The sequence below is a fragment of the Gordonia terrae genome (assembly GCF_001698225.1).
GTDB lineage: Bacteria > Actinomycetota > Actinomycetes > Mycobacteriales > Mycobacteriaceae > Gordonia > Gordonia terrae.
Genome location: NZ_CP016594.1, coordinates 2,792,821 through 2,816,728, shown reverse-complemented (window position 1 = coordinate 2,816,728; position 23,908 = coordinate 2,792,821). Strand labels below are relative to the sequence as shown.

Here is a 23,908-nt window from a genome sequence, read left to right as displayed (position 1 = left end):
CCGTTGACGTCAGGGTCTGCATCGGTAACGAACGAGTGCCCGATTTTTCTCCCGAGGGGGTTTCGAGAGGTTCAGTCCTCGCCGCGGCCCTCGATGTCGCCCTCGGTCTGCAGGAAGACGTTGCGCAGGGCGTCGAGCAGCTCGGCCGGCGGCTCGCGCCACATGTCGCGTTCGACGGCCTCGAGCAGCCGTTCCGCGATGCCGTGCAGCGCCCAGGGATTGGACTGCTGCATGAACTGCTGATTGGTCTCGTCGAGGACGTAGGACTCGGTGAGCTTCTCGTACATCCAGTCGGCGACGACGTCGGTGGTGGCGTCGTAGCCGAAGAGGTAGTCGACCGTGGCGGCCATCTCGAAGGCGCCCTTGTAGCCGTGGCGCTGCATCGCCGAGATCCACCGCGGGTTGACCACGCGGGCGCGGAACACCCGGCTGGTCTCCTCCGACAGCGTCCGGGTGCGGACGGAGTCGGGCCGGGTGCTGTCGCCGATGTAGGCCTCGGGCGAGGAGCCGGTCAACGCGCGGACGGTCGCGACCATGCCGCCGTGGTACTGGAAGTAGTCGTCGGAGTCGGCGATGTCGTGCTCGCGGGTGTCGGTGTTCTTCGCCGCCACGGCGATCCGCTTGTACGCGGAGCGCATGTCGGCGACCGCGGGCACACCGTCGAGGTCGCGTCCGTAGGCGTAGCCGCCCCATTCGGTGTAGACCCGCGCGAGGTCCTCGTCGCTGCGCCAGTCCCGCGAGTCGATGAGTTGCAGGATGCCGGCGCCGTAGGTGCCGGGCTTGGACCCGAAGACGCGCATCGCGGCACGACGCCGGTCGCCGTGTTCGGCCATCGCCGCACGCACGTGGGCGGCGACGAAGTTCTGCTCGTCGGTTTCGTCGTCGGCACCCGCGGCGAGCGCGACCGCATCGTCGAGCATCGTGACCACGTGCGGGAACGCGTCCCGGAAGAAGCCGGAGATGCGCACGGTGACGTCGATGCGGGGACGGCCGAGTTCCTCGAGCCCGATGAGCTCGAGCGAGGAGACGCGCCGGGACATCTCGTCCCACACGGGCATGACACCGAGCAACGCGAGCACCTCGGCGACATCGTCACCCGACGTGCGCATGGCGCTGGTCCCCCACACCGACAGTCCCACCGACGGGGGGTATGCGCCGTGATCGGCCAGGTAGCGCTCGAGCAGCGAGTCGGCCATCGCCCGACCGGTTTCCCACGCCAGCCGCGAGGGCACCGCCTTCGGGTCGACGGAGTAGAAGTTGCGTCCGGTGGGCAGCACGTTGATCAGGCCGCGCAGCGGTGACCCGCTCGGCCCGGCCGGGATGAACCCGCCGTCCAGTGCGTGCAGCACTCGCGGGACCTCGCCGGTCGTCTGACGCAGGCGCGGGACGACCTCGGTCGCCGCGAAGGTGAGCACATCCCCGACCGCGCTGGGCAGTCCCGCGGTGGCCCCGGCAACTGCTTCGGTCGACCAGTCGTCCTTCGCGCAGGCGGCGACGAGTTCGCGGGCCTGCGCCTCTACGGCGTCGACGGAACCGCGCTCGGCCGAGCCGTCTTCGACGAGTCCGAGAGCCTCGCGGAGGCCGGGCAGAGCCGATGTGCCGCCCCAGAGTTGGCGGGCGCGCAGCATGGCGAGGACGAGGTCGACCTCGGCGTCGTCGCGCGGGGGCTCGCCGAGGACGTGCAGGCCGTCGCGGATCTGGACGTCCTTGATCTCGCAGAGCCAGCCGTCGACGTGCAGCAGCATGTCGTCGAAGACCTCTTCGTCGGGCCGTTCGGTCAGACCGAGGTCGGAATCCATCTTCGCCGCGGTCAGCAGTGTCCAGATCTGCTGGCGGATCGCGGGCAGCTTCGCCGGGTCGAGGGCGGAGATGTTGGCGTGCTCGTCGAGAAGCTGTTCCAGCCGGGCGATGTCGCCGTAGGACTCGGCGCGTGCCATCGGCGGGATCAGATGGTCGACGAGGACCGCGTGCGCACGTCGCTTGGCCTGCGTCCCCTCCCCCGGGTCGTTCACCAGGAACGGGTAGACGAGCGGGAGGTCGCCGAGGGCGGCGTCGGTGCCGCAGTCCGCCGACATGCCGAGATTCTTGCCGGGCAGCCATTCCAGGTTGCCGTGCTTGCCGACGTGCACGATCGCGTCGGCGCCGAAGCCGGTGTCGTGCGCAGCAATCCACCGGTACGACGCGAGGTAGTGATGCGACGGCGGGAGGTCGGGGTCGTGGTAGATCGCGACCGGGTTCTCGCCGAAGCCGCGCGGCGGCTGCACCATGATCGCGACGTTGCCGAAGGTCAGTGCCGCGATGACGATGTCGCCGTCGGGATTGTGCGTGCGGTCGACGAACAGGTCACCCGGAGCCGGACCCCAGTGCTCGGTGACCGCCGAGCGCAGTCCCTCGGGCAGGGTGTCGAACCACGCTCGGTAATCGCGCGCCGACAGGCGGATCGGGTTGGCGGCGAGGGTCTCCTCGGTGAGCCAGTCGGCATCCTGGCCGCCGGTGGCGATGATCTGGTGGATCAGCGCATCCGAATCGTCCTCGGCGAGACCGGGGATCGCGTCCGGGCCGGACTCCGGTCCGATGTCGTACCCGGCCGCGCGCATCGCATCGAGCAGGCGCAGGAGGCTGCGCGGGGTGTCGAGTCCGACGGCGTTGCCGATCCGGGCGTGCTTGGTCGGGTAGGCCGACAGCATGACCGCGATCCGCTTGTCCGCGGCCGGTGTCCGACGCAACCGGGCGTGCGCGGTGGCGATGCCTGCCACCCGGGCACAGCGCTCGAGATCCGGCTGGTACCAGGGCAATCCGTCGTCGTCGAACTCCTTGAAGGAGAACGGCACGGTGATGATCCGACCGTCGAACTCGGGCACCGCCACCTGGGTGGCGACGTCGAGCGGCGACAGGCCGTCGTCGCTGTCCTCCCAGTCCGCGCGGGACCCGGTGAGGCAGAGACCCTGCAGGATCGGGATGTCCAGGGCGGCCAGCCGTTCGATGTTCCACGCCTCGTCGTCGCCACCGGCCGACGCGGTGGCCGGGGTGGCGCCGCCCGCGGCGAGCACGGTGACCACCAGGGCGTCGGCGGTACCGAGCATCTCGAGGAGGTCGTCGGGGGCGGTCCGCAGCGACGCGCAGAAGATCGGCAGCGCTCGCGCGCCCTTCGCCTCGATGGCGTCGCAGAGCGCGGCGATGTAGCGGGTGTTGCCCGCCAGGTGCTGGGCGCGGTAGTAGAGCACGGCGATCGTGGGGGCGTCGGGCCCTTCGTGGCTCGTCGCTTGCGCTCCTCGCACCTCAGGGAGCGGAGAAGGCTCGGCGTGCGCTCCTCGGACCTCAGGGAGCGGAGTAGGCGTCCGTTCCAGCACGCCCCACGCGGGCGTCTGCTGCGGGAGTTCGAAACCGTTGCCGGTCAGCAGGACGGTGTCGGACAAGAAGTGGTGCAGGTTCACGAGGTTCGCGACGCCGCCGGCCGCGAGGTAGTCGTGGGCCTGCGCGGCGACACCGGACGGCACGGTGGAGTGCGCCATCAGGTCGGGGTCGGGCTGCTGCTCGCCGGAGCACACGACCAGGGGCTTGCCGGTCGCCTCGACCGCCGCGAGCCCGTCCTCCCACGCGCGCACTCCGCCCAGGATGCGTACGACGATGAGATCGGCGTCGGCGGCGAGTCGCGGGATGTCCTCGACCAGGATGCGAGAGGGGTTTGCGCCGCGGTAGGACACCGACGCCTCCGTCGGAGCACTGCCCGACGGTGCGTTCTCCTCATGGGCCGCCGAGGCCGTGAGCAGATCGGTGTCCGAGGTCGAGAGCAGCAGGATCATCGTGTCTCCTCGCCGGGTTGTCGCGCCCGGGTGCGTGTCGGTGCCGTGGGTGGCGGGTGCAGTGCGAGGGACTGGTCTGACTCCCGGATGGCCGGTCGATCCCGGCTCCCCGATCACAGTGGCGCGACCGCGCCGGAATCGCACCGGCTTCAGCCCGCTCGCGGTGCGTTCAGCCTACGGCCACCGCACCCGCCGGTCGTAGGCTGGTGGGATGAACCAGCCAGCCCGGGCCGCCGCCGACCGTTGCCCTGGGGTCTTCGACACGCATCCGGCGGCCGACGGCGCACTGGCCCGGGTCCGGCTGCCGGGCGGGCGGATCCGTCCGGATCAGCTGGAGGAGCTCGCCCGGGCGGCCGCCGACCATGCCGACGGACACCTGGAGCTGACGGTGCGCGGCAACCTCCAGCTGCGCGGGATCACCGACGTCGAGGCCGTCGCCGAGGCGGTCGTCGCGGCCGGGCTCGCGCCGAGCAGCACCCATGACAAGGTGCGCAACATCGAGCTCAGCCCACTGACCGGTCGTATCGGCGGCATCGCCGACGCGCGTCCGCTCGCCGCCGCCCTCGACGACGCCCTACGCGCCGACCCGGCCGCGGCCTCCTTGTCCGGCCGGTTCCTGTTCGGGATCGACGACGGCCGCGGTGACATCGCCGCCCGACGCCCGGATGCGTGCGCGGTGATCCGGGCCCGCACGCCACTAGCGGCGAACATCAGCATCGGCGGGGTCGCCGTCGGGTCGGCGAGTGGTTCGGAGGCGATCGTTCGCGCGCTGATCGCGGTGGCAGCGGGCCTGGGTCAGGTCGTTCCCGGCGCGTGGCGGGTCCGCGACCTCGACACCGACGCCCGGCGTCGACTCACCGACCTCGTCGCGTCGGGTCTCGACCCGGTGATCGACAACGACCCGGACACCACGCCGAGCGCCCCCGGCGAGCCGATCGTCGGCTGGTTCGACCAGGACGACGGCGCGGTCCTGCTCGGCGCGGTCGTCGAACTCGGTCGGTTGCCGGCCCGGCTGGCGGAGTTCATCGCGGCGGTCCAGGCGCCGATCGTGTTCACGCCCGACCGCGAGATCCTGCTCTGCGATCTAGGGGAGGGCGTGGCCGAGACGGTCGTCCGCGTGCTCGCACCGATGGGCCTGATCTTCGACGCCGCGTCGCCCTGGGCGTCCGTCAGCTGCTGCGTCGGAGCGCCCGGGTGCGCGTCCGCCCACGCCCCGGTCCGGGACGACCTGATGGCCCGTGTGCAGGCCGGCGACCCCGTCGACGAACGCGAGCACTGGGTCGGTTGCGCCCGTGGCTGCGGATCGCCGGCCGAATCCCACCTCTCGGTGGAGGCCACGCCCGACGGCGGATACGAACGGCGGCGCCGTTAGGCTCGTCAGCACCATGACCGAGTACCTACGAGACGGCGCCGCGATCTACCGTCAGTCCTTCGCCACGATCCGCGCCGAGTCCGACCTCTCTGCGTTCGCGCCCGACGTCGCGACCGTGGTCGTCCGGATGATCCATGCATGCGGCCAGACCGACCTGACGCGCGACGTGATCGCGACGCCCGGTGTCGTGGCGGCCGCGCGCGGCGCGCTGGAGGCCGGCGCCCCGATCCTCTGCGACGCCAACATGGTGGCCTCCGGCATCACCCGCAAACGCCTCCCCGCGGACAACGAGGTGCTCTGCCACCTGTCCGAACCCACTCTCCCGACTCTTGCCGAGCAGCTGGGGACCACGAGAACCGCTGCCGCACTGGAGTTCTGGTTGCCCCGCCTGGAAGGTGCGGTGGTCGCGATCGGCAACGCGCCGACCGCACTGTTCACGCTGCTCGACATGATCGACGACGGTGCGCCCCGTCCCGCCGCGATCGTCGGCGCACCCGTCGGTTTCGTCGGCGCGGTCGAATCCTGCGCGGCCCTGGCCGAGCGCGACGACCTCGAGTTCATCACGGTCACGGGCCGGCGCGGCGGGTCGGCGATCACCGCGGCCGCGGTCAACGCGCTCGCGACCCCGAAGGAATGACGATGGCCCCCATGCACTCGGACAGCTCGGCCGCCGGACAGACGTCGGGTCAGGGCACGCTCTACGGCATCGGGCTCGGCCCGGGCGACAGCGAACTGATGACGGTCAAGGCCGCCCGCCTCATCACCACCGCGGATGTGATCGCGTATCACTCTGCGCGCCACGGCAACAGCATCGCGAGGTCGGTCGCCGAGCCGTACCTGCGCGAGGGCCAGACCGAGGAACGTCTGATGTACCCGGTCACCACCGAGACGACTGACCACCCCGGCGGCTACCAGGGCGCACTCGACGACTTCTACACCGAGAGCGCCGAACGTCTCGCGGTGCACCTGCGGGCCGGGCGTGACGTCGTCCTCCTCGCCGAGGGCGATCCGCTCTTCTACAGCTCGTACATGCACATGCACAAGCGGCTGTCGCCGCACTTCGACGCCGAGATCGTGCCCGGCGTGACCTCGGTGAGCGCGGCGTCGGCGGCCACCGGAGTCCCGCTCGTCGAGGGCGAAGAGACCCTCACGGTGGTTCCGGGTACGGCGTCGACGTCGGAGCTGCTCTTCCGTTTCCGTTCCGGGGACGCGATCGTCGTGATGAAACTCGGCCGGACCTTCGAGCGGGTGCGTGATGCGCTCCGCGAGGCCGGGCGTCTCGACGAGGCGTACTACGTCGAGCGCGCCTCCACGACGGTCGAACGGGTGCTCCCGGCCGCCGACGTGAATCCCGCGGAGGTGCCCTACTTCTCGATCCTCGTCGTCCCGGGACGCCGCAACAATCCGAGGTTCGAGCCGGAACCCGTGCCCGGTGAGCTCGTCGTCGTCGGGCTCGGCCCGGGCCACGACAGCTGGACCACCCCGGAGGTGCGCACCGAGCTGGCCACGGCCACCGACCTCGTCGGATACACCACCTACCTCAAGCGCGTCACCCCCCGCCCGGGCCAGCGCGTGCATGCCAGCGACAACCGGGTGGAGGCCGAACGCGCCGAATTCGCCCTCGACCTCGCCCGACGCGGCGCGCGTGTCGCCGTCGTCTCCTCCGGTGATCCCGGCGTGTTCGCGATGGCCGCCGCAGTCGCCGAGGTTGCCGCGCAACCGCGGTGGCACGAGGTGCCCGTCCGCGTGGTGCCCGGCGTCACCGCGGCCACCGCGGTCGCCGCAGCGGTCGGCGCGCCCCTCGGACACGACTTCGCGGTCATCTCGCTCTCCGACAGGCTCAAGCCGTGGTCGGTCATCGAACGACGCGTCCGTGCCGCGCTCGGCGCCGATCTGGTCATCGCCATCTACAACCCGGGGTCGGCGAGCCGCACCTGGCAGGTCGGCGCCCTGCAGCACACGCTCACCCAGACGGTGTCGCCCGACCGCGTCGTGGTGCTCGGGCGAGATGTCGGCGGTCCGGAGCAGCAGCTCACCATCACCACGGTCGCGGACTTCGACCCTGCCGTCGTGGACATGCGCACGATGATCATCATCGGGTCGTCGGCGACCCGGGTCGTGCAGCGCGCAGCGGGCCCGCTCGTGTTCACGCCACGCAGCCACCGTCCGGTGGACACCACCGATCAGACTGCCGACGAGTCAGCCGAGCAGCGCCTCGAGCCAGTCCCGGGCGGCCCCGACCTCTGAGACGACCGCCGAGTCGGGCTCGGCGGGCCGGTCGACCATGATGACCTCGATCCCGAGTTCGGCGGCGGCCGCCAGCTTCGCCGACGTCAGCGGCCCGCCGCTGTTCTTCGTGACCAGCATGTCGATGTCGTTGTCGCGCAACAGCCTCGACTCCGACGCGTGGTCGTAGGGCCCGCGCGAGCGCACCACCTCGTGGTGAGGCGGGAGCGCTCCGGTCGGGGCGTCGACGACCCGGATCAGGAACCACGCCGACTCGATCCCCGCGAAGACCCCGACGTCCTGACGTCCGGTGGTCAGGAAGACCCGCCCGCCCCGGGCGGCCACTTCTCGTGCGGCAGAGGGCAGGTCGGGCACACGGATCCAGGTGTCGGAGTCGCCGGGCACCCACGGATCGCGGCGCAGACGCAGCAGCGGTAGCCCCGCGTCGGCCGTGGCTCGCGCCGCGTTGCGGGTGATGGTCGCGGCGAACGGGTGGGTGGCATCGACCACGGCCTGAATCCGGTTGCTCTGCAACCAGCCCCGGAGACCATCGGATCCGCCGAATCCGCCGATGCGCACCGGGCCGACGGGCAGACGGGGGTCGTTCACCCGGCCCGCAAGGGAACTGATGAATCCGATGCCGGACTCGCTCAGGGTCGAGGCCAACGCCCGGGCCTCCCCCGTCCCGCCGAGGATCAGGATGCGCCGAGCGTCATCCGGCGGGCTCGAATCGGTTGTGCCGGGATCGGTCACCGCGGCGACTCACGGTCGGTGCGGAGCTTGGTCATGCGCGCGTGCGAGTACAGGTAGCTGTCGGTGGCCTCGGACCTCGCCGGGTCCAGCACACGACCGACGAAGATGACCGCGGTCCTGCGGATGTCGGCGGCGTCCAGTGTCTCGGGCAACCGGCGCAGCGGGCACCGTACGATCTGCTCGTTCGCGCGACTCGCGAACGCCACTGTCGCGGTCGGGCATTCACTGCCGTAGTGCGGGGCGAGCGCCGCCACGATCTCCTCGGCGCGATGTGCCGCGAGATGAAGTGCGAGCGTCACCCCGGTCGCGGCGAGACTCGCGAGGTCCTCCCCCGGCGGCATGTCGGTCGACAGTGTCGACACCCGCGAGATCAACAGGCTCTGGCCGACGCCCGGGACGGTCAGTTCGGTGCCCAGAGCGGCCGCGGCCGCCGCGAACGCCGGGACACCCGGCACGATCCGGTGATCGATACCGCGTGCGGTCAGTTCGCGCTGCTGCTCGGCCAGCGCCGAGTAGAGGCTGAGGTCACCCGAGTGCAGGCGCGCCACGTCATGACCCCGCGCGTCGGCGGCGGCGATGACATCGATGATCTCCGGCAACGGCATCCGTGCGGTGTCGACGAGTTCGGCTCCGTCGGGACACAGCGCCAGGAGTTCCGGCGGCACCAGCGATCCCGCGTAGACACAGGTGCCGCATTGCCCCAGCAGGCGCGCACCCCGGAGGGTGATGAGGTCGGCCGCGCCGGGACCGGCCCCGATGAAGTAGACGGTCATCGGACTGCCTCCGCGGGTTCGGGCCCGGGGTCGGGCGTCGACGGCGCCGGTTTGTCGACCGCCCACTGCACGATCGGCAGTGCCGGACGCCAGGTGCTCATCGTGCCGAGGGGCGCCACGGTCTCGACCGACAGTCGGCGCAACGTGCCCCCGAGTTCGCCGTGCCGCCGGGTCACGAGGGCCTGGTTCTCGACCGTCACCGCGTTGACGACGAGCCGGCCGCGGTCGGCGAGCGCCGCCCAGGCGAGCGACAGGATCTCCTCGTCGAGTCCGCCGCCGATGAAGACCGCGTCGGGGCGCGGTGCGTCGACGAGTTCGTCCGGAGCCGGCCCCCGCACCGTGAGCCGGTGCGCCACCCCGTGGCGGGCGGCGTTGCGGCGCAGCCGATCAGCACGCTCGGAGTCGCGTTCGAAGGCGACGACCGTCCCACGGTCGTCGGCACGCAACCATTCGATCGCCACGCTGCCGGAACCGGACCCGATGTCCCACAGGGTCTGTGCCCCGGCCGGGCCGAGCGCGCACACGGTCAGGGCGCGAATCGTCGACTTGGTGATCTGGCCGTCGTGCTCATAGGCATCGTCCGGCCGGCCGGGCAATCGGGTCCGGCGCGGGCCGACACAGTCAACGGCGATGATGTTCAGGGCGTCCCCGGCCCGACGGCGCCACGACTCCGCGGTGTCGGTGGCGATCTGTTCGGCAGGGCCACCGAGTTGTTCGAGAACGGTCATCGTCGAAGACCCGAAACCGGCATCGACGAGCAGCGTCGCAACGGCCGCGGGGGTGGTCTCGTCGCGGCTCAGTACCAGCACGCGAGCCCCGTCGGTGACCTCGCCGAGCACGACGCTCGGCTCGGCCCGCACCGCGCTGACGATCCGGGCGGTCGCGAGATCCCAGCCGAGGCGCGCACAGGCCAGACTTGCGCTGGACACCGCCGGATACACCCGCACCCGGTCCGCGCCGACGCGGCCGATGATGCTGGCGCCGACCCCGTGGAACATCGGGTCGCCGCTGGCCAGGATGTGGACGATGCCCGCGTGCGCGGTGCCGTCCTTGATGGGCCCGCTCGATGCGCTCCCGGTGCCCGCCTCGATGGGCCCGCTCGCTGCGCTCCCGGCGCCCGCCTCGATGGGCCCGCTCGCTGCGCTCCCGGCGCCCGCCACGACCTCGGCCAGGTGTTCCGACATCGGTGACCGCCACGGGCGCAGTTGCGCGCCGAGTTCGGATGCAGCGCCGTCGAGGAGCGCCAATTGTCGTGCGGCACCGTAGATCACCTGCGCACGACGCAACTCGTCACGCACCGTCTCGCCGAGTCCGGGCCAACCATCGGCACCGATTCCGATCACGACGAACTCGGATGCGGGTGGCGACCCGTGGGTTGTATCCGGGGCCGTCATCGGGGAAGTCTCCGCCACACGGCGCGTGGCAGCAGGCGCATCCCGAAGAACACGGGGCGGAGCGCACCCGGGATCCAGACCTCGCCGCGTCCCTTGTGGAAGGCGCGCGCCACCGCGTCGGCCACCTGCTCGGGATTGCGCGACAGCGGTGCGGGTTTCACCCCGGACTCCATCAGGTCGCGGGTCATCGCGCCGACCACGAACCCGGGGCGGGCCAGCAGCAGGCGGGCGCCGGTGCCGCGCAACGCATCTGCGAGACCGCTCGCGAACCCGTCGAGTCCGGCCTTCGTCGAGCCGTAGACGTAGTTGGCACGGCGCACCCGGATACCCGCGACCGACGAGAAGACGATGATCGTGCCGGAGCGCTGCGCGCGCAGGACGGACGCGAGCGGTGTGAGCACGCTGATGTGGGCGTAGTAGTCGGTGTGCGCGATCTGAAGCGCATGTGCCACATCGGTTTCGGCGCGAGTCTGGTCCCCCAGGATGCCGAACGCGACGATCGCGATCCCGATCGGCCCGTACCGCTGCGCCAGTGACTCGACGAGTGCGGGGTGGGAGTCGGTGTCGTTCGCGTCGAATGCGACGGCGTGCACCGCCACCGCCCCGGCGTCGAGGAGGCGAGCCGTCTCGTCGGCCAGGTCGTCGGGGCGACGAGCCGCCAGCACGACCGTCCGCCCGTGAACGAGACGCGCAGCGGTGGCCACGCCGATCTCACTGCGACCGCCGAACAGCACGAGGGTGCCGGCCGGGTCGGTGTCCGGACGCGCCGATGCCCCGTTGCTGCGTGATGACATGGCCACCAGTATCGCACCGGCCCCGAGACCGACCTCTATCGTGGGGTCATGCCCCGCACCGCCGCCGACCTCGGATCCGATGCGCTCGCGTTCCTCACCGAACGCCACCTCGGGACCCTCACCACCCTGCGCGCCGACGGCACGCCACACGCCGTCGCCGTCGGATTCACGTGGGATCCCGAGGCCGGACTGGCACGGGTCATCACCTCTGACGGCAATCAGAAGGTCCGCAACGCCGAGCGCGGCGCCTACGCGGCCGTCACCAATGTCGACGGCCCGCGGTGGTTGACCCTGGAGGGGCCCGCGACGGTCCGCCGCGAACCCGACCACGTGCGCGAGGCCGAGCAGCGTTACGCGCAGCGATACCGGGAACCCCGGCCGAATCCGCGCCGCGTGGTGATTGAGATCAGCGTGAGCCGGGTGCTCGGCTCCGCATCGCTGTTCAGCTAGCGCCGCGCATGTGAGGTCGGATTCTGTTTGACGTGGGTCGCCGGTGTCGTCAGCGGGCTCGGTCCGGTTCTTCGCATAGTCATCAAGACCGCCCGCCATTTCCCGAACGGTGGCGCACTCCCCATGCTGGTGTGACTGGCGATCTGCGACATCGAGGACAAACGCCTCGAGGACCGAGGGGGACCTGACCCAGATTTCGGACACGCTGAATCCGACAACGAGCTGGAGGAAGCGAGACGATCGAGGTATGGCTTGGAAACACGACTGAGAGCGGTTCGTCAGGACGCGGTGGAGTTGTACGAGTCGACCCCCGAGGCCACGGTGCGTGGTATCGCCGATGATCTCCGGTGTCGAGCACGGCACTCTGCGTCACTGGCTCGACCGCTATGGCATTGACGCGCAAGACCGCGGGCGGCCCAGTATCTCGTCGTGGAGACGAACGGGTGAGCCGCTTCGGCGTTCGTCGCCGACCACCTCGACACCTACCCGGTCAAGTGGCTATGCGAATCTTCGCGATCGCGTGTTCGTCGTTTCACGGTTGGCGGCAGGCAGCCCCCGCGCGGGCAGCGCGGACGCAAGCTGATCATGCTCTGGCGCAACGTATCCGCACCACTCGTATCGGTGCACCACCTACGGCGCTCCCCGATCACGGCCGAACTCAACGACGACGTGGCTGCCGAAGATCGGGTGAACCACAAGCGTGTGATACTGAAACGCGAAATAATTCAAGATGAGCGGACCTGGACCGACGAGCTGACCGACCGGGGTGAAGTGTTCGGCTGGCTCGTGCGCTACAACAACTGCCGACGACCTACGAAAACCGCTACGCTGCCATGCTTTCACGCGGTATAGGTCTCACCCTGTGCGCAAGACCCGGGGTCAACACTCAGCATCGCCCGCATCGGGGTTCCCTGTACCACAAGGCACCGACAACTCCCTCTCGCCGAATAGCGTTGGATGACAGGGCTTTTAAGGTTGACGCGCGTCCATATTGGTGTAGACTCGAATATACATTCGCAGCAACGGCTCTCGGAGGAGGTGACCATGTCTGACGAGTCAGCGACGCCGCAACCGAGAGCTGTCGGATTGGTCGCGGAGTTGCATGCGATCCTCGACGAACTGCAGACCGTGGACCTGTCGCCCTGCTCGGATGCCGAGTTGGCTGACGTGGCAGCCGAGACCGAACGTGCCATCGCACGCCTGACCGTCGCCGGTGACCGGCAGATCGATCAGGCCGAGGCCCGCGACCTCCCCCGCAAGACGGGCTGCCGAACACTCATGCAGTTCATGACGCACCGGCTGCGAGTGTCGAATCCGATGCGTCGACGTAAGCACATGGACGCCACCGCCACCCGGACCAGCCTCGGCGGCGAACTCCTACTGCCCGAACACCCGTCCCTCGCCAAGGCTTTCGCGCAAGGCACCGTCGGCACTGCACACGTGCAGGCGACACTCGACGTCCTCGACCGCATTCCGAACGCTGTCGAGCACGACGTGAAGGTTGCTGCGGAACGTCAGATGGCCGAGATCGCCGCCGATCATACACCGGCCGACATCACCCAACTCGGTGCGCGGTTGCTGGCTCATCTCGACCCCGACGGCACCCTGGCCGACGACACCGACCGGAAACGGCGCCGCAACCTGTGGATCGGCCGCCAACGCGCCGACGGCACCGCCAAGATCTCCGGCACCCTGACCCCCGAACTCGCCGCCCGGCTCACGATGATGTTCGCCGTCTGGGGCAAACCCGGACTCAACAACCCCGACGATCCCAACTCGCCGTCCGGACCGGCCGGCACCGCCGACCCCGACGCGCTGGCCACCGCCGCCGACCGTGACCAACGCACCCCCGCGCAGACCAATCACGACGCCCTCGACGCCGCGCTCACCGCAGGCTTTTCAGACGGGATTCTCGGAAAGTCGCACCGCGGCCTGCCCGCCCATCTGATCATCAAAGCCGATCTGGGCGACCTGATCCGCGAAGCCGGGCTCGCCACCACCGCCACCGGCACCCTGCTGCCCATCCCCGACCTGATCGCGATGGCCGGCGAGATCCAACCGTGGCTGGCGATCTTCAAAGATTCGACCGCCGTGCCGCTGTACTTCGGTAGGGGGAAACGTTTGGCCACCCGCGAACAACGCCTCGTCTCCTTCGCGCGCCCCGACGGTGAGGTGTGCTCGGCTCCCGGGTGCGATCAGCCCGCCACCCAGGTCGAACTCCATCACGCCCAGAAGGATTGGGCCAAGGGCGGTCTCACCGACATCGACGACCTCGCACCCGCCTGCCCACGACACAACCGCATGGTCGGCGACCAGCCCGGCCAGTACACCACCCACATTGTCCGCTCCGGACCCGACGAAGGCCGCTGCCTCTGGCGGTTGAATGCCGAGCCCGGCGCGCCACCCAACCCCGAACGCATCAACCGCCGACCCGACATACCCCGGCAGTTCGCCGCACACCTACGCGACATACGCGCCGAGATCCACGGACCGCCAACGCAGCCCGGCGATCAAGCACGCCCCGAGACGCCACACCCCCACGACGCACGCCGCTCATGGCTGACCACCAGCCACGTCATCGACGTCCGCCCACCACGGCCCGGCCCACCGACGCCCCGACCCTCCCTCGTCGAAGCACACCTCATGGAGCTACTCGCCACCCACTGACCCGGGTCCGTGAATAAAGACCCACCACCGCCGAACCTCATTTCGACCGATGGACCTCGATCGAAGTCCAACAGTCGAAGCGAGGTTCATCGGTCGGATATACCTACAGCCGGACGAGTTCGTGTGGGCGGTTGTTGAGGGACTCGCAGCCGTCCTCCGTGACGACGACGATGTCCTCGATCCGGGCACCCCATCGGCCGGAGACGTAGACGCCCGGCTCCACGCTGAACGCCATGCCGGCCCGCAGCGGGATGTCGTTGCCGCCGACGATGTAGGGCTCCTCGTGCACCGACAGCCCGATACCGTGCCCGGTGCGGTGGATGAACTGCTCGGCCAGGCCGCGCTCGGCGAGCAGATCGCGCGCCGCGGCATCGATCGACGACGCGGTCACCCCGGGCCGGACAGCGGCCACGGCCGCGCGCTGCGCCTCGAGCAGCGCGGCGTAAGCATCGGCGATGTCGGCGGGCGGATCGTCGAAGCAGTACGTGCGCGTGGAATCGGAGTTGTAGCCCGGCTCGACCGGACCACCGATGTCGACCACGACGATGTCGGACCGCTCGATGACCCGGTCGGAGAACTCATGGTGGGGATCGGCGCCGTTGGGGCCGGACCCGACGATGATGAACGCCGCCTCGGTGTGCCCCTCCTCGAGGATCGCGGCGGCGATGTCGGCGGCGACCTCCCGCTCGGTGCGTCCGGGGACCAGCCAGTCGCCCATTCGCGCGTGCACGCGGTCGATCGCGGCGCCGGCGCGGCGGAGAGCGTCGATCTCCGCGGCGTCCTTGATCATCCGGAGTTCGCGTAGGACGTCGGTCGCCAATTGCGGTGTGGCGCCGGTGTGCCGGGCGAGCGGGATCACATGCAGGGCGGGCATGGAATCGGAGACGGCGATGCGCGGTTGCGACGGCAACCCCGCCAGCGCCAGCGCGTGGGCGTCGTCACCGTCGACCCAGTCGGCCACCTCGATGTCGAGATCGCCCACCGCCGAAGCCGACAGCGACGGGACCTCGAGCCGCGCGATCACCAGTCGCGGGTCACCGGCCGCGGGGATCACGAGCGCCGTGAGCCGTTCGAAGGTCTCCGCCCGCGATCCCACCAGATAGCGCAGGTCCGGTCCGGGTGCGACGACGAGCGCGTCGAGATCTGCGGCGCGGGTGAGGTCGGCGGCACGGCGGACCCGGTCCCGGTACACCTCCGCGCCGAAGAGCGGTTCGGCCCCCACTCCCGACGTCGCGACCCGTGCTGCTCCGTTCCCAGATGCCATGCGACGAACACTACCGCCGACTCATGACAGAGTGTGGGGGTGACGGATTCGTTGATGCTGCTCGACGGCGCGAGCCTGTGGTTCCGATCGTTCTTCGCCCTCCCGGAGAAGATGACGAGTCCGGACGGACGCCCGGTCAACGCGGTCCGGGGCTTCGTCGACACCATCGCCAATCTCGTGGTGCGCGAACGGCCGTCGCGCCTGGTGGTGTGTCTGGACCTCGACTGGCGCCCGGAGTTCCGCACCGACCTGATCCCCACCTACAAGGCCCATCGCGTCGCGGTCCCCGACGGCGGCACCGATGTCGAGGGCAGGGAGGTCGACGTCGAAGAGGTGCCCGACACGCTCACCCCGCAGGTCGACATGATCATGGCCGTTCTCGCAGCGGCGGGCATCGCGACCTCGGGCGCCGTCGGATGTGAAGCCGACGATGTGATCGGCACCCTTGCCTACGACGAGGCGAACGATCCGGTGATCGTCGTCAGTGGGGATCGGGACCTGCTGCAGGTGGTCGCCGACGATCCGGTACCGGTGCGCGTCCTCTACGTCGGCCGAGGGTTGGCGAAAGCCGAGATGATGGGTCCGGTGGAAGTTGCCGAGAAGTACGGCGTGCCGGTCGACCGCGCCGGGATCGGCTACGCGGAGATGTCGATGTTGCGCGGTGACCCCTCGGACGGGTTGCCGGGTGTGGCCGGTATCGGTGAGAAGACCGCGGCGAAACTGATCACCGAGTACGGCAGCCTCGACGCCCTGGAGGCGGCTGCCGCCGATCCGTCGTCGTCGGTGCCCACCCGGAGCCGGAAGTCACTGCTCGCGTCGGTCGACTACCTGCAGGCGGCACGCATCGTCGTCTCGGTGCGTACCGACGCCGACACCATCGACAGCGGCTCCGACGTGCTGCCGGCCGAACCCGCCGATCCCGCGGCCCTCGCCGAGCTCGTCGAGGAACTCGGCATCGGGGCGTCGGTCGGGCGGTTGGCGAAGGCCCTCGGCTGGCCGCAGGCCGGCTGAGGCCTCCACGTGCCAGCCGGCTGATGCCTCTACGTGCCAGCCGGCTGAGGCCTTGGTGTGACAGCAGGCTGGGGCTCGATCAGCTGGGACGTGAGACCTCGTAGCGTCCGTCGTCGTCGATGAACGTGACGGTGACCTGCTGTTGCTGTCCGCCCACGGTGACCGAGCAGGTGAAAGACGCACCGGTCTCGACCCGCTGGCCGGACGGGCACTGCACGCCGGAGACCTCGCTGGCCTGGTAGTCCTCGGTCAGGATCTTCTGCACACCGTCTTGGGCGGCCTGCTGGTCGAGGTTCTTCGGTGCCCAGCCGGGGAACAGGAACGCGGTGATCAGCACGATCGCGGCGATGAGGATCAGCGCACCGCCGCCGACGAACATCAGTGTCCGGGCGGTCTTGTTCGACTTCCCGGTCGCCATCCCGCTGAACTGGTCGCCACCCCCGTAGTGATTCTGGCCGTATTGGTTCTGGCCGTACTGGTTCTGGCCGTAGGGGTTCTGGGCGTTCGGTCCCGCGACGCCCTGCGGATTCTGGCCGTAGGGCTGCTGGCCGTACTGACCCTGCCCGGGCGCCCCGTACTGGCCCGGTGCCCCGTACTGGGCAGCCGGCTGGCCGTACTGCTGCTGCGCGCCCGGTTGACCGTACTGACCGGGATTGCCCACCTGCGTCGGCTGCGACTGGGCCGGGCCCGAATACGGTGGTTGACCCGGTGCTCCGTAAGGCTGCTGGTACGGGTTCTGCTGGTACGGATCCGGTTGCGGCTGACCATGACCCGGGTTCTGCGCGGCCGGGTTGGGGGCCATGGTGGTCGGATCCGCCTGCGGCGCGCCGGACTGCCCGCCGCCGGGAAGGTTCACGATCTCGGTCTTGCCGTCCGTACCGGACTGATCGCCGGAAGGGCCCGGGTTCGCTTGCGGATTCGGGTGAGACGGATTGGGGTTGTACGGGTCGGTCATGAATCCCTCCCACTCGGCCGTCCACCCGCTGACGGGTGCCGGCGAACTGTGACGTCGCGGCGATGTCGGGGCAGAGCACGCCGACACCGAATGCGGGATGAACGTTACCTCAGCTGCCTGGGACTATCAGCAAACATCGCACGTGCCCCGCGGACGCGTCGTCCGGTGAACCGACACCCGCGGACCGGCCTCCTCGACTCAGCCGGGTGCGCGGCGGCTCAGCCGAGTTCGGCGGCGACCACGCCGCGGCGGATCGCCTTGACCGCTGCCCGCGCTGTCCCGCCGAGGCGGGTGTCCGACCCCACCCCGAGCCGGATCTGTTCGAGAAGATCCACGACCTGCCGGTTCCACCGCACGAAGTCGCCCGGCGAGAGCAGCTGCCCGCGTTCACCCGCCAGGAGCAGAGCCTCCCCGAGCGAGCGTCCCGAGGCCCAGGTCGCCACGGCGACCGAGAATCCGGTGTCGGGTTCGCGTGTCGGACTCACCCGATGACGCTGCTCGATCGCCGTGACCCGCGACCAGATCTCCACCGTCGCCGCCATCGCGGCACGCATCGAGCTGCTGCCCGGCAGTGCGTCGACTCCGCTGTAACTGTCACGCCGGCTCTCGTAGACGAGCGCCGCGACCACCGCGGCGAGGTCGGCCGCGGAGAGGTCGTCCCAGACGCCGGCCCGGATGCACTCGGTCACCACCAGGTCGCTCTCGCTGTAGATGCGGCCGAGAAGCTTGCCCGAGTCCGTCACGGCCATCGTGTGGCCGGTGGACTCGGTCGATTCGGCGACGCGTTCGAGGTATCCCAGTTCGCTGAGGACGCCGACGATGTGATCGAACGTGACGCCGAGCGTCGACGTCCGCTCCCCGATACTGCGCTCGGCGTTGACGATGTCGCGCACCAGCCGGTTACGGCGTTCGGCGAGCCGGAACAGGTCGTCGCCGTTCGGCAGCTGATGCGCCGGATGGGCGCGCAAGGTGCGCCGAAGGTGCGCGAGCTCGGTGTCGTCGGCGGCGTCGGCGCGCTTCTTCTGGCGTCCGCGCGGCATCTCGATGCCGGTCGAGCGCAGCGCCGACGCCAGATCGCGCCGCCCCCGGCCGGTGCGTCGGTCCGCGTTCTTCGGCAGCCGCATGTTGCCCAGCACCTCGGGCGGGTTGACGAAGTCGCGGGTGCCGACGCGTCCGCACCAGGCGTCCTCGGTCAGCACGAGCGGCTTGGGATCCTGTGCCTGCGTGGCCGGTTCGATGATGACCGCCAGACCACGGTGCCGGCCGACCGGAACGCCGATGACATGCCCGCGTTTGAGTGCCGCCAGGTCGGCGGTGATGGCGTCGTGCGTGTCGACCCGCTTGCGGTACTTGAGATCTCGCTCGCGACGCCGGATGTCTTCGCGCAGGGTGACGTAACCGAGGAACCCGGCGTAGGGCTCGTCCTCCGAATCCGACTGAGCCTCAGCAGGTTCCAGACCGCGCGCCTGCGCCGCGCGAGCGAGCTCACCGTCGAGTTTACGGAGCGCCCGCTGCGCCTCGTCCAGTTTCCGCGCCTGCCCGACGACCGAACGGTCGGCCTGGAACTGCGCGAACGATCGGTGCAGCAGCTCGCGGGCGCCGTCGAGGCCCAACCGCCCGAGCAGGTTGACCGCCATGTTGTACTCCGGCGAGAACGAGCTGCGCAGCGGGAAGGTCCGGGCACCGGCGAGGCCGGCCACCTCCTCCGGGACCACCTCGGGTGTCCACACGACGACCGCGTGGCCCTCGACGTCGATCCCGCGACGACCGGCACGTCCGGTCAGCTGCGTGAACTCGCCGGGGGTCAGATCGACGTGGGCTTCGCCGTTGTACTTGACGAGTCGCTCGAGAACCACCGAGCGGGCGGGCATGTTGATGCCGAGCGCGAGGGTCTCGGTGGCGAACACCATGCGCACCAGTCCGCGCACGAACAGTTCTTCGACGGTGTGCCGGAATGTCGGGAGCATGCCCGCGTGGTGGGAGGCGAGGCCGCGGCGCAGGCCCTCCCGCCATTCGTGCACCCCCAGCACATCGAGGTCGGTCGGCGACAACTCGGTGAGGTGGCGGTCGACGATCGCGTCGACCTCACCGATCTCCGCCGGTGTGAGGAGCGAGAGACCCGACCGCAGACACTGCGCCAGGGCGGCGTCGCATCCGGCACGCGAGAAGATGAAGCCGATGGCCGGGAGCAGGGCCTCCCGGTCGAGTCGCGTGACGAGGTTCGGGCGGGACAATGCCGGTCCCCGTCCCCGCCTGCGGGGTCCGCTGCCGCGCCCTCGGCCGCGGCCGCGCGCCGACTCCCGCTCGTCGTCGGCCATCAGGATTCGGTGCCGGATCTGACGTTTCAGCTCCGGATTGACCCGCGGGCGCGTTCCGGCCTTGCGCGCCGGTCCGGTGTCGGCCGGGTCGAACAGGTCGAACAACCGCTGGCCGACGAGCATGTGCTGCGACAGCGGGACCGGCCGGTGCTCGTCGACGATCACCGAGGTGTCCCCGCGGACCGTCTGGATCCAGTCGCCGAACTCCTCGGCATTGCTCACCGTCGCCGACAGACTCACCACCCGCACCGACGGTTCGAGGTGCAGGATCACCTCTTCCCACACGGCCCCGCGGAACCGATCGGCCAGGAAGTGCACCTCGTCCATGACGACGTGCGACAGCCCGTCCAGCGCCCGCGATTCGGCATAGATCATGTTGCGCACGACCTCGGTCGTCATCACGACAACCGGCGCATCCGGGTTGATGGAGCTGTCGCCGGTCAGCAGCCCGACCGACTCGGACCCGTGAACGGCCACCAGGTCGTTGTACTTCTGGTTGCTGAGGGCCTTGATCGGCGTGGTGTAGAAGCACTTCGTGCCCCCGGCCAGCGCGAGATGCACGGCGAACTCGCCGACGATGGTCTTGCCCGCGCCGGTCGGCGCGCACACCAGCACGCCGTGCCCGCCTTCGAGTGCCTCACACGCGCGGAGCTGGAAGGCGTCGAGCCGGAAAGCGAGTCTCGACGTGAACGAGTCGAGTTGTGTCACAGGACGTCGTCGAAGGTTGCGCGTTCGCGGGCCGACGCACGGCTCGTACCGGCGCCGACACGACTCGCGGGAGCCGGGATCGGCGACGCCGGAGCGATGGGCTTCGTCGGCGGCAGCGGGCTGGCCTCGTCATCGGAGAGATCGGCCCAGGCCGACGCCTTCTTGGCCTTGCGCTTGTCCACGATGCGTGCGAACTGGATCGCGAACTCGAGCAGCACGGTGAGCGCGAGCGCCAAGGCCAGCATCGTGAAGGGGTCCTGTCCCGGTGTCGCGATGGCTGCGAAGACGAAGACCGCGAAGATGAGGCCACGCCGCCAGCTCTTCAGCCGGGCGTACGTCAGCACGCCCACCACGTTCAGCGCGATGATCAGCAGCGGGAGTTCGAAACTCACGCCGAAGATCACGAGCACGTTGAGCATGAAGCCGAAGTACTGGTCACCGGCCAAAGCCGTGACCTGGACCTCGTTGCCCACGGTCAACAGGAAGTCGAAGGCCTTGGCGACCACCAGGTAGGCCAGCACGGCGCCGCTGACGAAGAGGGTCGTCGCCATCGCGACGAACATGATGCCGTAGCGACGTTCGTGGGAGTGGAGACCCGGAGTGATGAACTGCCAGACCTGATAGATCCAGACCGGGCAGGCGAGCACGACACCCGCGGTCAGCGCGACCTTCAGACGAAGCATGAACTGGTCGAACGGACCGGTCGCGAGAAGTCGGCACGAATCGTCCGGGGTCAACGTCGCGCGCGACGACGCGGGCAGATCGCAGTACGGTCCGCGCAGCACGTCGCCGAGCGACGAGACACCCAGGAAGCCGTGGCTGTACCAGACGAACCCGAAGATCGTGGTGACGATGATGGCGAGCAGCGAGATGACCATACGAGTGCGCAACTCGTACAGGTGCTCGACCAACGACATGGTGCCGTCGGGATTGAGCTTTCGCTTACGTTGCCGGGGGTCGAGTCGTCGGGGAATCGGAAGAGAGCGCACTGGCGATGCTCCGACGCGCCCCTAAGCCGATTTCTTGACGTCGGCGTCGCGCTGCGTGGTGGGCTGGGTGGAGTCACCCGCGGGCAGCTCACGCCGCGACGGATCGGCCGGCGTCGCGTCGGCGGTGGCCTGCGAGTCCTTGTCGTCGTCCTTCTGCATCTCCTTGACCTCGCTCTTGAAGATGCGCAGCGACTGTCCCAGACCTCGGGCGGCGTCCGGCAGCTTCTTCGAGCCGAACAGGATCAGCAGCACAATGGCGACGATCGCCCAGTGCCACCATGACGTGAAGCCCATGAGATCACCCTTCAGATCGGATCAGACAGTGCCCAATGCTACCCGACATGCGGCCCGCCGGGAGGGGGCCAGGCGGGATGATCCCCCCAGCCCAGCGGCGGTGACCCTCAGCGATAGCGCGCGCGTGCGGCTGCCGCGGAGTCGGCGACCGCCGCGGCGACCGTCGGTTCGTCGACGACCCGCACGGCACCGGCGAATCCGAGCAGGAAGCGGGTGAGCCACTCCGGCGACCCGTAGACCAGTCGGGCGCGGACGGGCAGGTCGGCGTCGGGTCGGTCCTCGACGTTCTCGACGGGGTCGAGCGGGTAGTAGTCGAGAACCCACAGATGGTCGGCGTCGATCTCGATCTCGACGGCCGGGAGGTCGGGGTTCTCGGCCACCAGCACAGACTGATTCGACGCCGCGGCCTCGGCCGGCGGGCGGCTCGGCTCGTCCAGGGCCGACGCGGTGTCGACCCGGTCGAACCGGAACAGTCGCACCCCCTCGGCCATCCGGCACCAGGCCTCCAGATAGGTGTGCTGGTCCATGACCTGGAGACGGATCGGGTCGACCACCCGGTCGGTGACACTGTCGCGCCCGGCCGAGTAGTAGCGCAGTCGCAGTGCCCGCGCCTGTTTGGTGGCCTCGCGGATCGTCGAATACGTCGGGTTCTCCCCCGACGGATCGGGTGCCGCGTCGGACGCCCCCGCGACCCCGGGCACCGTCGCACCCACCGCCTGCTCGATCTTCGCGATCGCCCGGCGCGCCGCGGCCACGTCGACGACACCCGGCGTCTCGACCAGCGCCCGTAATGCGACGAGGAGCGTGCTGGCCTCGACGGTCGTCAGCCGCAACGGCCGGTCCATGCCGGCGGTGAAGCCGACCGTCACGAAGCCCTCGCTGAACTCGAGCTCGATGAGGTCATCGGGGTAGTAGCCGGGCAGCCCGCAGACGAAGAGCAGCTCGAGATCTTTGGTGAGCTGTGCCTGGGTGACCCCGAGTTCGGCCGCGGCCTGCACGATCGAGATGCCGCGGCGGGCCTGGAAGTACGGGACCATCGCCAGCAGCCGGTTGAGGCGCGACGGTGCTGCGGCGGCCATCAGGCGCTCACCCCGCTCAGGCGGTCGAGGCTCGCGACGACGAGTTCGCGCAGCTCCGGCGGATCCAGGACGACCGCGTCCCGGCCCACACCCAGGACCATGCGGGCAACCGCGGTCAGCGAGTGGATCTCGAGGGTGACGATGTCGCCGGGTTCGCCGTCGAAGTCGGCGGGCTCGGTTGCCGTCGCAGCGCGACGCACGCCGAACGCCCGGTCGGCCGCCACCCAGATCCGCGCGGTCCGGCCGTCGGACCCGGACGCGGAATCGACGGCGGCGGAGACGATCTGCTGGAGATCGGTGCCGGCCGGGACCACCACCGCGTCAGCGGCGCCGACCGCGGAAACCGCCGCGATGCGCGACAGCCGGAACGTCCGGGTGGCGTCGCGATCCCGGTCGTGCCCGACGAGGTACCACCGACCCCGATGGGACACCACTCCCCACGGTTCGACGCGCCGCGTGGTCGGCGCGGCGGCCGCCGACGACCGATGCCGGAACTCGACAGCACGCCCGTCCTGGACCGCGGCGAGCAGACCCGCGATGACTTCTTCGGACCCGAGTGATCGCGACGACCCGCCCGTGGTGATCCCCAGATCGTCCTCGGAACGGACATCCAGCCCCGCGGCCCGCAACTTGAGGATCGCCGTCTGGGACAGCGTCGAGACCTCCGGCGTGTCCCACAGCGCGGCGGCCATGGCGATGGCCGCCGCCTCGTCGGACTCCAGGGAGATCTCGGGCAGCTCGTAGGAATCGCGGTCGATGCGGTATCCCTCGGCGCCGGCGGCCATCGGCGACCGGCCGGTGACGAGCGGGATCCCGAGGTCGCGCAACTCGTTCTTGTCCCGCTCGAACATCCGGTTGAACGCCTCGTCGGACTGCCCGTCATCCGAGTAGCCCGCGACGTTGCGGCGGATGTAGTCGGCGGTGACGTACTGCCGCGTCCACAGCAGGCAGATGACGAGGTTGAGCAGACGCTCGACTTTGGGGGTTGCCACCGAGTCAGGTTAGAACGTGGCCGTTCGCCGCGTACGGAGGCACGCGGCGTCGGCCGGTATACCGGT

The 23,908-nt window shown here is 69.9% G+C and carries 18 protein-coding genes and 1 riboswitch; of the genes, 6 read left to right on the top strand and 12 right to left on the bottom strand.

Annotation, left to right across the window (positions count from 1 at the left end; genetic code table 11):
• Window positions 1–71 precede the first annotated feature (71 nt).
• Window positions 72–3,803, bottom strand: coding sequence for a cobaltochelatase subunit CobN (gene cobN / locus BCM27_RS12750; protein ID WP_004019032.1), 3,732 nt, complete (start codon window positions 3,801–3,803; stop codon window positions 72–74).
• Window positions 3,804–3,875: 72 nt separating this feature from the next.
• A riboswitch (cobalamin riboswitch) is annotated at window positions 3,876–4,011 on the bottom strand.
• Between the two features lie 3 nt (window positions 4,012–4,014).
• Between cobN and cobG the strand changes: the two genes are divergently transcribed.
• Genes cobG through cobJ form a run of 3 tightly spaced genes read left to right on the top strand, consistent with a single transcriptional unit; the run spans window position 4,015 to window position 7,422 of the window.
• Window positions 4,015–5,175 carry a precorrin-3B synthase gene (gene cobG / locus BCM27_RS12745; RefSeq protein WP_004019033.1) on the top strand — a complete coding sequence of 387 codons (1,161 nt, stop codon included), beginning with the start codon at window positions 4,015–4,017 and terminating at the stop codon, window positions 5,173–5,175.
• A gap of 13 nt (window positions 5,176–5,188) precedes the next feature.
• Window positions 5,189–5,812, top strand: coding sequence for a precorrin-8X methylmutase (locus BCM27_RS12740; protein ID WP_004019034.1), 624 nt, complete (start codon window positions 5,189–5,191; stop codon window positions 5,810–5,812).
• A 2-nt stretch (window positions 5,813–5,814) separates the two neighbouring features.
• Entirely contained in the window at window positions 5,815–7,422 is a 1,608-nt protein-coding gene (cobJ, locus tag BCM27_RS12735; protein ID WP_004019035.1) for a precorrin-3B C(17)-methyltransferase, read from the top strand.
• On the opposite strand, the gene BCM27_RS12730 is transcribed toward cobJ, so the two are convergent.
• The 4 genes from BCM27_RS12730 to BCM27_RS12715 are packed head-to-tail and all read right to left on the bottom strand — an operon-like array spanning window position 7,375 to window position 11,115.
• On the bottom strand, window positions 7,375–8,154 hold the full coding sequence (locus BCM27_RS12730; RefSeq protein ID WP_004019036.1) for a cobalt-precorrin-6A reductase: 780 nt from the start codon (window positions 8,152–8,154) through the stop codon (window positions 7,375–7,377). The two genes, cobJ and BCM27_RS12730, sit on opposite strands and share 48 nt — an antisense overlap.
• Window positions 8,151–8,927, bottom strand: coding sequence for a precorrin-4 C(11)-methyltransferase (gene cobM / locus BCM27_RS12725; RefSeq protein WP_004019037.1), 777 nt, complete (start codon window positions 8,925–8,927; stop codon window positions 8,151–8,153). Before cobM ends, BCM27_RS12730 begins: the two co-directional genes overlap by 4 nt.
• Window positions 8,924–10,321 carry a bifunctional cobalt-precorrin-7 (C(5))-methyltransferase/cobalt-precorrin-6B (C(15))-methyltransferase gene (locus BCM27_RS12720; RefSeq protein ID WP_043457908.1) on the bottom strand — a complete coding sequence of 466 codons (1,398 nt, stop codon included), beginning with the start codon at window positions 10,319–10,321 and terminating at the stop codon, window positions 8,924–8,926. Before BCM27_RS12720 ends, cobM begins: the two co-directional genes overlap by 4 nt.
• Window positions 10,318–11,115 carry a decaprenylphospho-beta-D-erythro-pentofuranosid-2-ulose 2-reductase gene (locus tag BCM27_RS12715; protein ID WP_051987028.1) on the bottom strand — a complete coding sequence of 266 codons (798 nt, stop codon included), beginning with the start codon at window positions 11,113–11,115 and terminating at the stop codon, window positions 10,318–10,320. Before BCM27_RS12715 ends, BCM27_RS12720 begins: the two co-directional genes overlap by 4 nt.
• Before the next feature lie 48 nt (window positions 11,116–11,163).
• On the opposite strand from BCM27_RS12715, the gene BCM27_RS12710 reads away from it, so the two are divergent.
• The gene (locus BCM27_RS12710) at window positions 11,164–11,565 is read left to right on the top strand and encodes a PPOX class F420-dependent oxidoreductase (RefSeq protein WP_004019041.1); all 402 of its coding nucleotides are present in this window, start codon (window positions 11,164–11,166) and stop codon (window positions 11,563–11,565) included.
• Window positions 11,566–12,609: 1,044 nt separating this feature from the next.
• Window positions 12,610–14,232 (top strand): HNH endonuclease signature motif containing protein, encoded by a 1,623-nt coding sequence (locus BCM27_RS12705; RefSeq protein ID WP_004019043.1) that lies wholly within the window; start codon window positions 12,610–12,612, stop codon window positions 14,230–14,232.
• A gap of 103 nt (window positions 14,233–14,335) precedes the next feature.
• Here the strand turns inward: BCM27_RS12705 and BCM27_RS12700 are convergent, their stop codons facing one another.
• Window positions 14,336–15,496 (bottom strand): M24 family metallopeptidase, encoded by a 1,161-nt coding sequence (locus BCM27_RS12700; protein ID WP_081486964.1) that lies wholly within the window; start codon window positions 15,494–15,496, stop codon window positions 14,336–14,338.
• 54 nt (window positions 15,497–15,550) lie between these two features.
• Here BCM27_RS12700 and BCM27_RS12695 point away from each other — a divergent pair, with 54 nt between their 5' ends.
• On the top strand, window positions 15,551–16,507 hold the full coding sequence (locus BCM27_RS12695) for a 5'-3' exonuclease (RefSeq protein ID WP_004019045.1): 957 nt from the start codon (window positions 15,551–15,553) through the stop codon (window positions 16,505–16,507).
• A gap of 79 nt (window positions 16,508–16,586) precedes the next feature.
• On the opposite strand, the gene BCM27_RS12690 is transcribed toward BCM27_RS12695, so the two are convergent.
• The 6 genes from BCM27_RS12690 to BCM27_RS12665 form a co-directional block, all read right to left on the bottom strand.
• Window positions 16,587–17,462, bottom strand: a complete 876-nt coding sequence (locus tag BCM27_RS12690) for a DUF4333 domain-containing protein (RefSeq protein WP_004019046.1) — start codon at window positions 17,460–17,462, stop codon at window positions 16,587–16,589.
• A gap of 218 nt (window positions 17,463–17,680) precedes the next feature.
• A complete protein-coding gene (locus tag BCM27_RS12685) occupies window positions 17,681–20,488 on the bottom strand; it encodes a DEAD/DEAH box helicase (protein ID WP_004019047.1) in 2,808 nt (935 codons plus the stop codon).
• Complete coding sequence (gene tatC / locus BCM27_RS12680; RefSeq protein ID WP_085944146.1) at window positions 20,485–21,405, bottom strand: twin-arginine translocase subunit TatC; 921 nt, start codon at window positions 21,403–21,405, stop codon at window positions 20,485–20,487. Before tatC ends, BCM27_RS12685 begins: the two co-directional genes overlap by 4 nt.
• A gap of 93 nt (window positions 21,406–21,498) precedes the next feature.
• On the bottom strand, window positions 21,499–21,771 hold the full coding sequence (gene tatA / locus BCM27_RS12675; protein ID WP_004019049.1) for a Sec-independent protein translocase subunit TatA: 273 nt from the start codon (window positions 21,769–21,771) through the stop codon (window positions 21,499–21,501).
• 107 nt (window positions 21,772–21,878) lie between these two features.
• Window positions 21,879–22,850, bottom strand: coding sequence for a helix-turn-helix transcriptional regulator (locus BCM27_RS12670; RefSeq protein ID WP_004019050.1), 972 nt, complete (start codon window positions 22,848–22,850; stop codon window positions 21,879–21,881).
• A complete protein-coding gene (locus tag BCM27_RS12665; protein ID WP_004019051.1) occupies window positions 22,850–23,842 on the bottom strand; it encodes a helix-turn-helix transcriptional regulator in 993 nt (330 codons plus the stop codon). Before BCM27_RS12665 ends, BCM27_RS12670 begins: the two co-directional genes overlap by 1 nt.
• Window positions 23,843–23,908: the final 66 nt, after the last annotated feature.

What these genes read in the sequence shown, in the direction of transcription:
- BCM27_RS12705 (WP_004019043.1), top strand. Translation starts at nt 12,610, where the DNA reads ATGTCTGACGAGTCAGCGACGCCGCAACCGAGAGCTGTCGGATTGGTC.
- cobJ (WP_004019035.1), top strand. Translation starts at nt 5,815, where the DNA reads ATGGCCCCCATGCACTCGGACAGCTCGGCCGCCGGACAGACGTCGGGT.
- BCM27_RS12695 (WP_004019045.1), top strand. Translation starts at nt 15,551, where the DNA reads ATGCTGCTCGACGGCGCGAGCCTGTGGTTCCGATCGTTCTTCGCCCTC.
- cobG (WP_004019033.1), top strand. Translation starts at nt 4,015, where the DNA reads ATGAACCAGCCAGCCCGGGCCGCCGCCGACCGTTGCCCTGGGGTCTTC.
- cobN (WP_004019032.1), bottom strand. Translation starts at nt 3,803, where the DNA reads ATGATCCTGCTGCTCTCGACCTCGGACACCGATCTGCTCACGGCCTCG.
- tatA (WP_004019049.1), bottom strand. Translation starts at nt 21,771, where the DNA reads ATGGGCTTCACGTCATGGTGGCACTGGGCGATCGTCGCCATTGTGCTG.
- BCM27_RS12700 (WP_081486964.1), bottom strand. Translation starts at nt 15,496, where the DNA reads ATGGCATCTGGGAACGGAGCAGCACGGGTCGCGACGTCGGGAGTGGGG.
- BCM27_RS12670 (WP_004019050.1), bottom strand. Translation starts at nt 22,850, where the DNA reads ATGGCCGCCGCAGCACCGTCGCGCCTCAACCGGCTGCTGGCGATGGTC.
- BCM27_RS12710 (WP_004019041.1), top strand. Translation starts at nt 11,164, where the DNA reads ATGCCCCGCACCGCCGCCGACCTCGGATCCGATGCGCTCGCGTTCCTC.
- BCM27_RS12715 (WP_051987028.1), bottom strand. Translation starts at nt 11,115, where the DNA reads ATGTCATCACGCAGCAACGGGGCATCGGCGCGTCCGGACACCGACCCG.
- BCM27_RS12720 (WP_043457908.1), bottom strand. Translation starts at nt 10,321, where the DNA reads ATGACGGCCCCGGATACAACCCACGGGTCGCCACCCGCATCCGAGTTC.
- tatC (WP_085944146.1), bottom strand. Translation starts at nt 21,405, where the DNA reads ATGTCGTTGGTCGAGCACCTGTACGAGTTGCGCACTCGTATGGTCATC.
- BCM27_RS12690 (WP_004019046.1), bottom strand. Translation starts at nt 17,462, where the DNA reads ATGACCGACCCGTACAACCCCAATCCGTCTCACCCGAATCCGCAAGCG.
- cobM (WP_004019037.1), bottom strand. Translation starts at nt 8,927, where the DNA reads ATGACCGTCTACTTCATCGGGGCCGGTCCCGGCGCGGCCGACCTCATC.
- BCM27_RS12740 (WP_004019034.1), top strand. Translation starts at nt 5,189, where the DNA reads ATGACCGAGTACCTACGAGACGGCGCCGCGATCTACCGTCAGTCCTTC.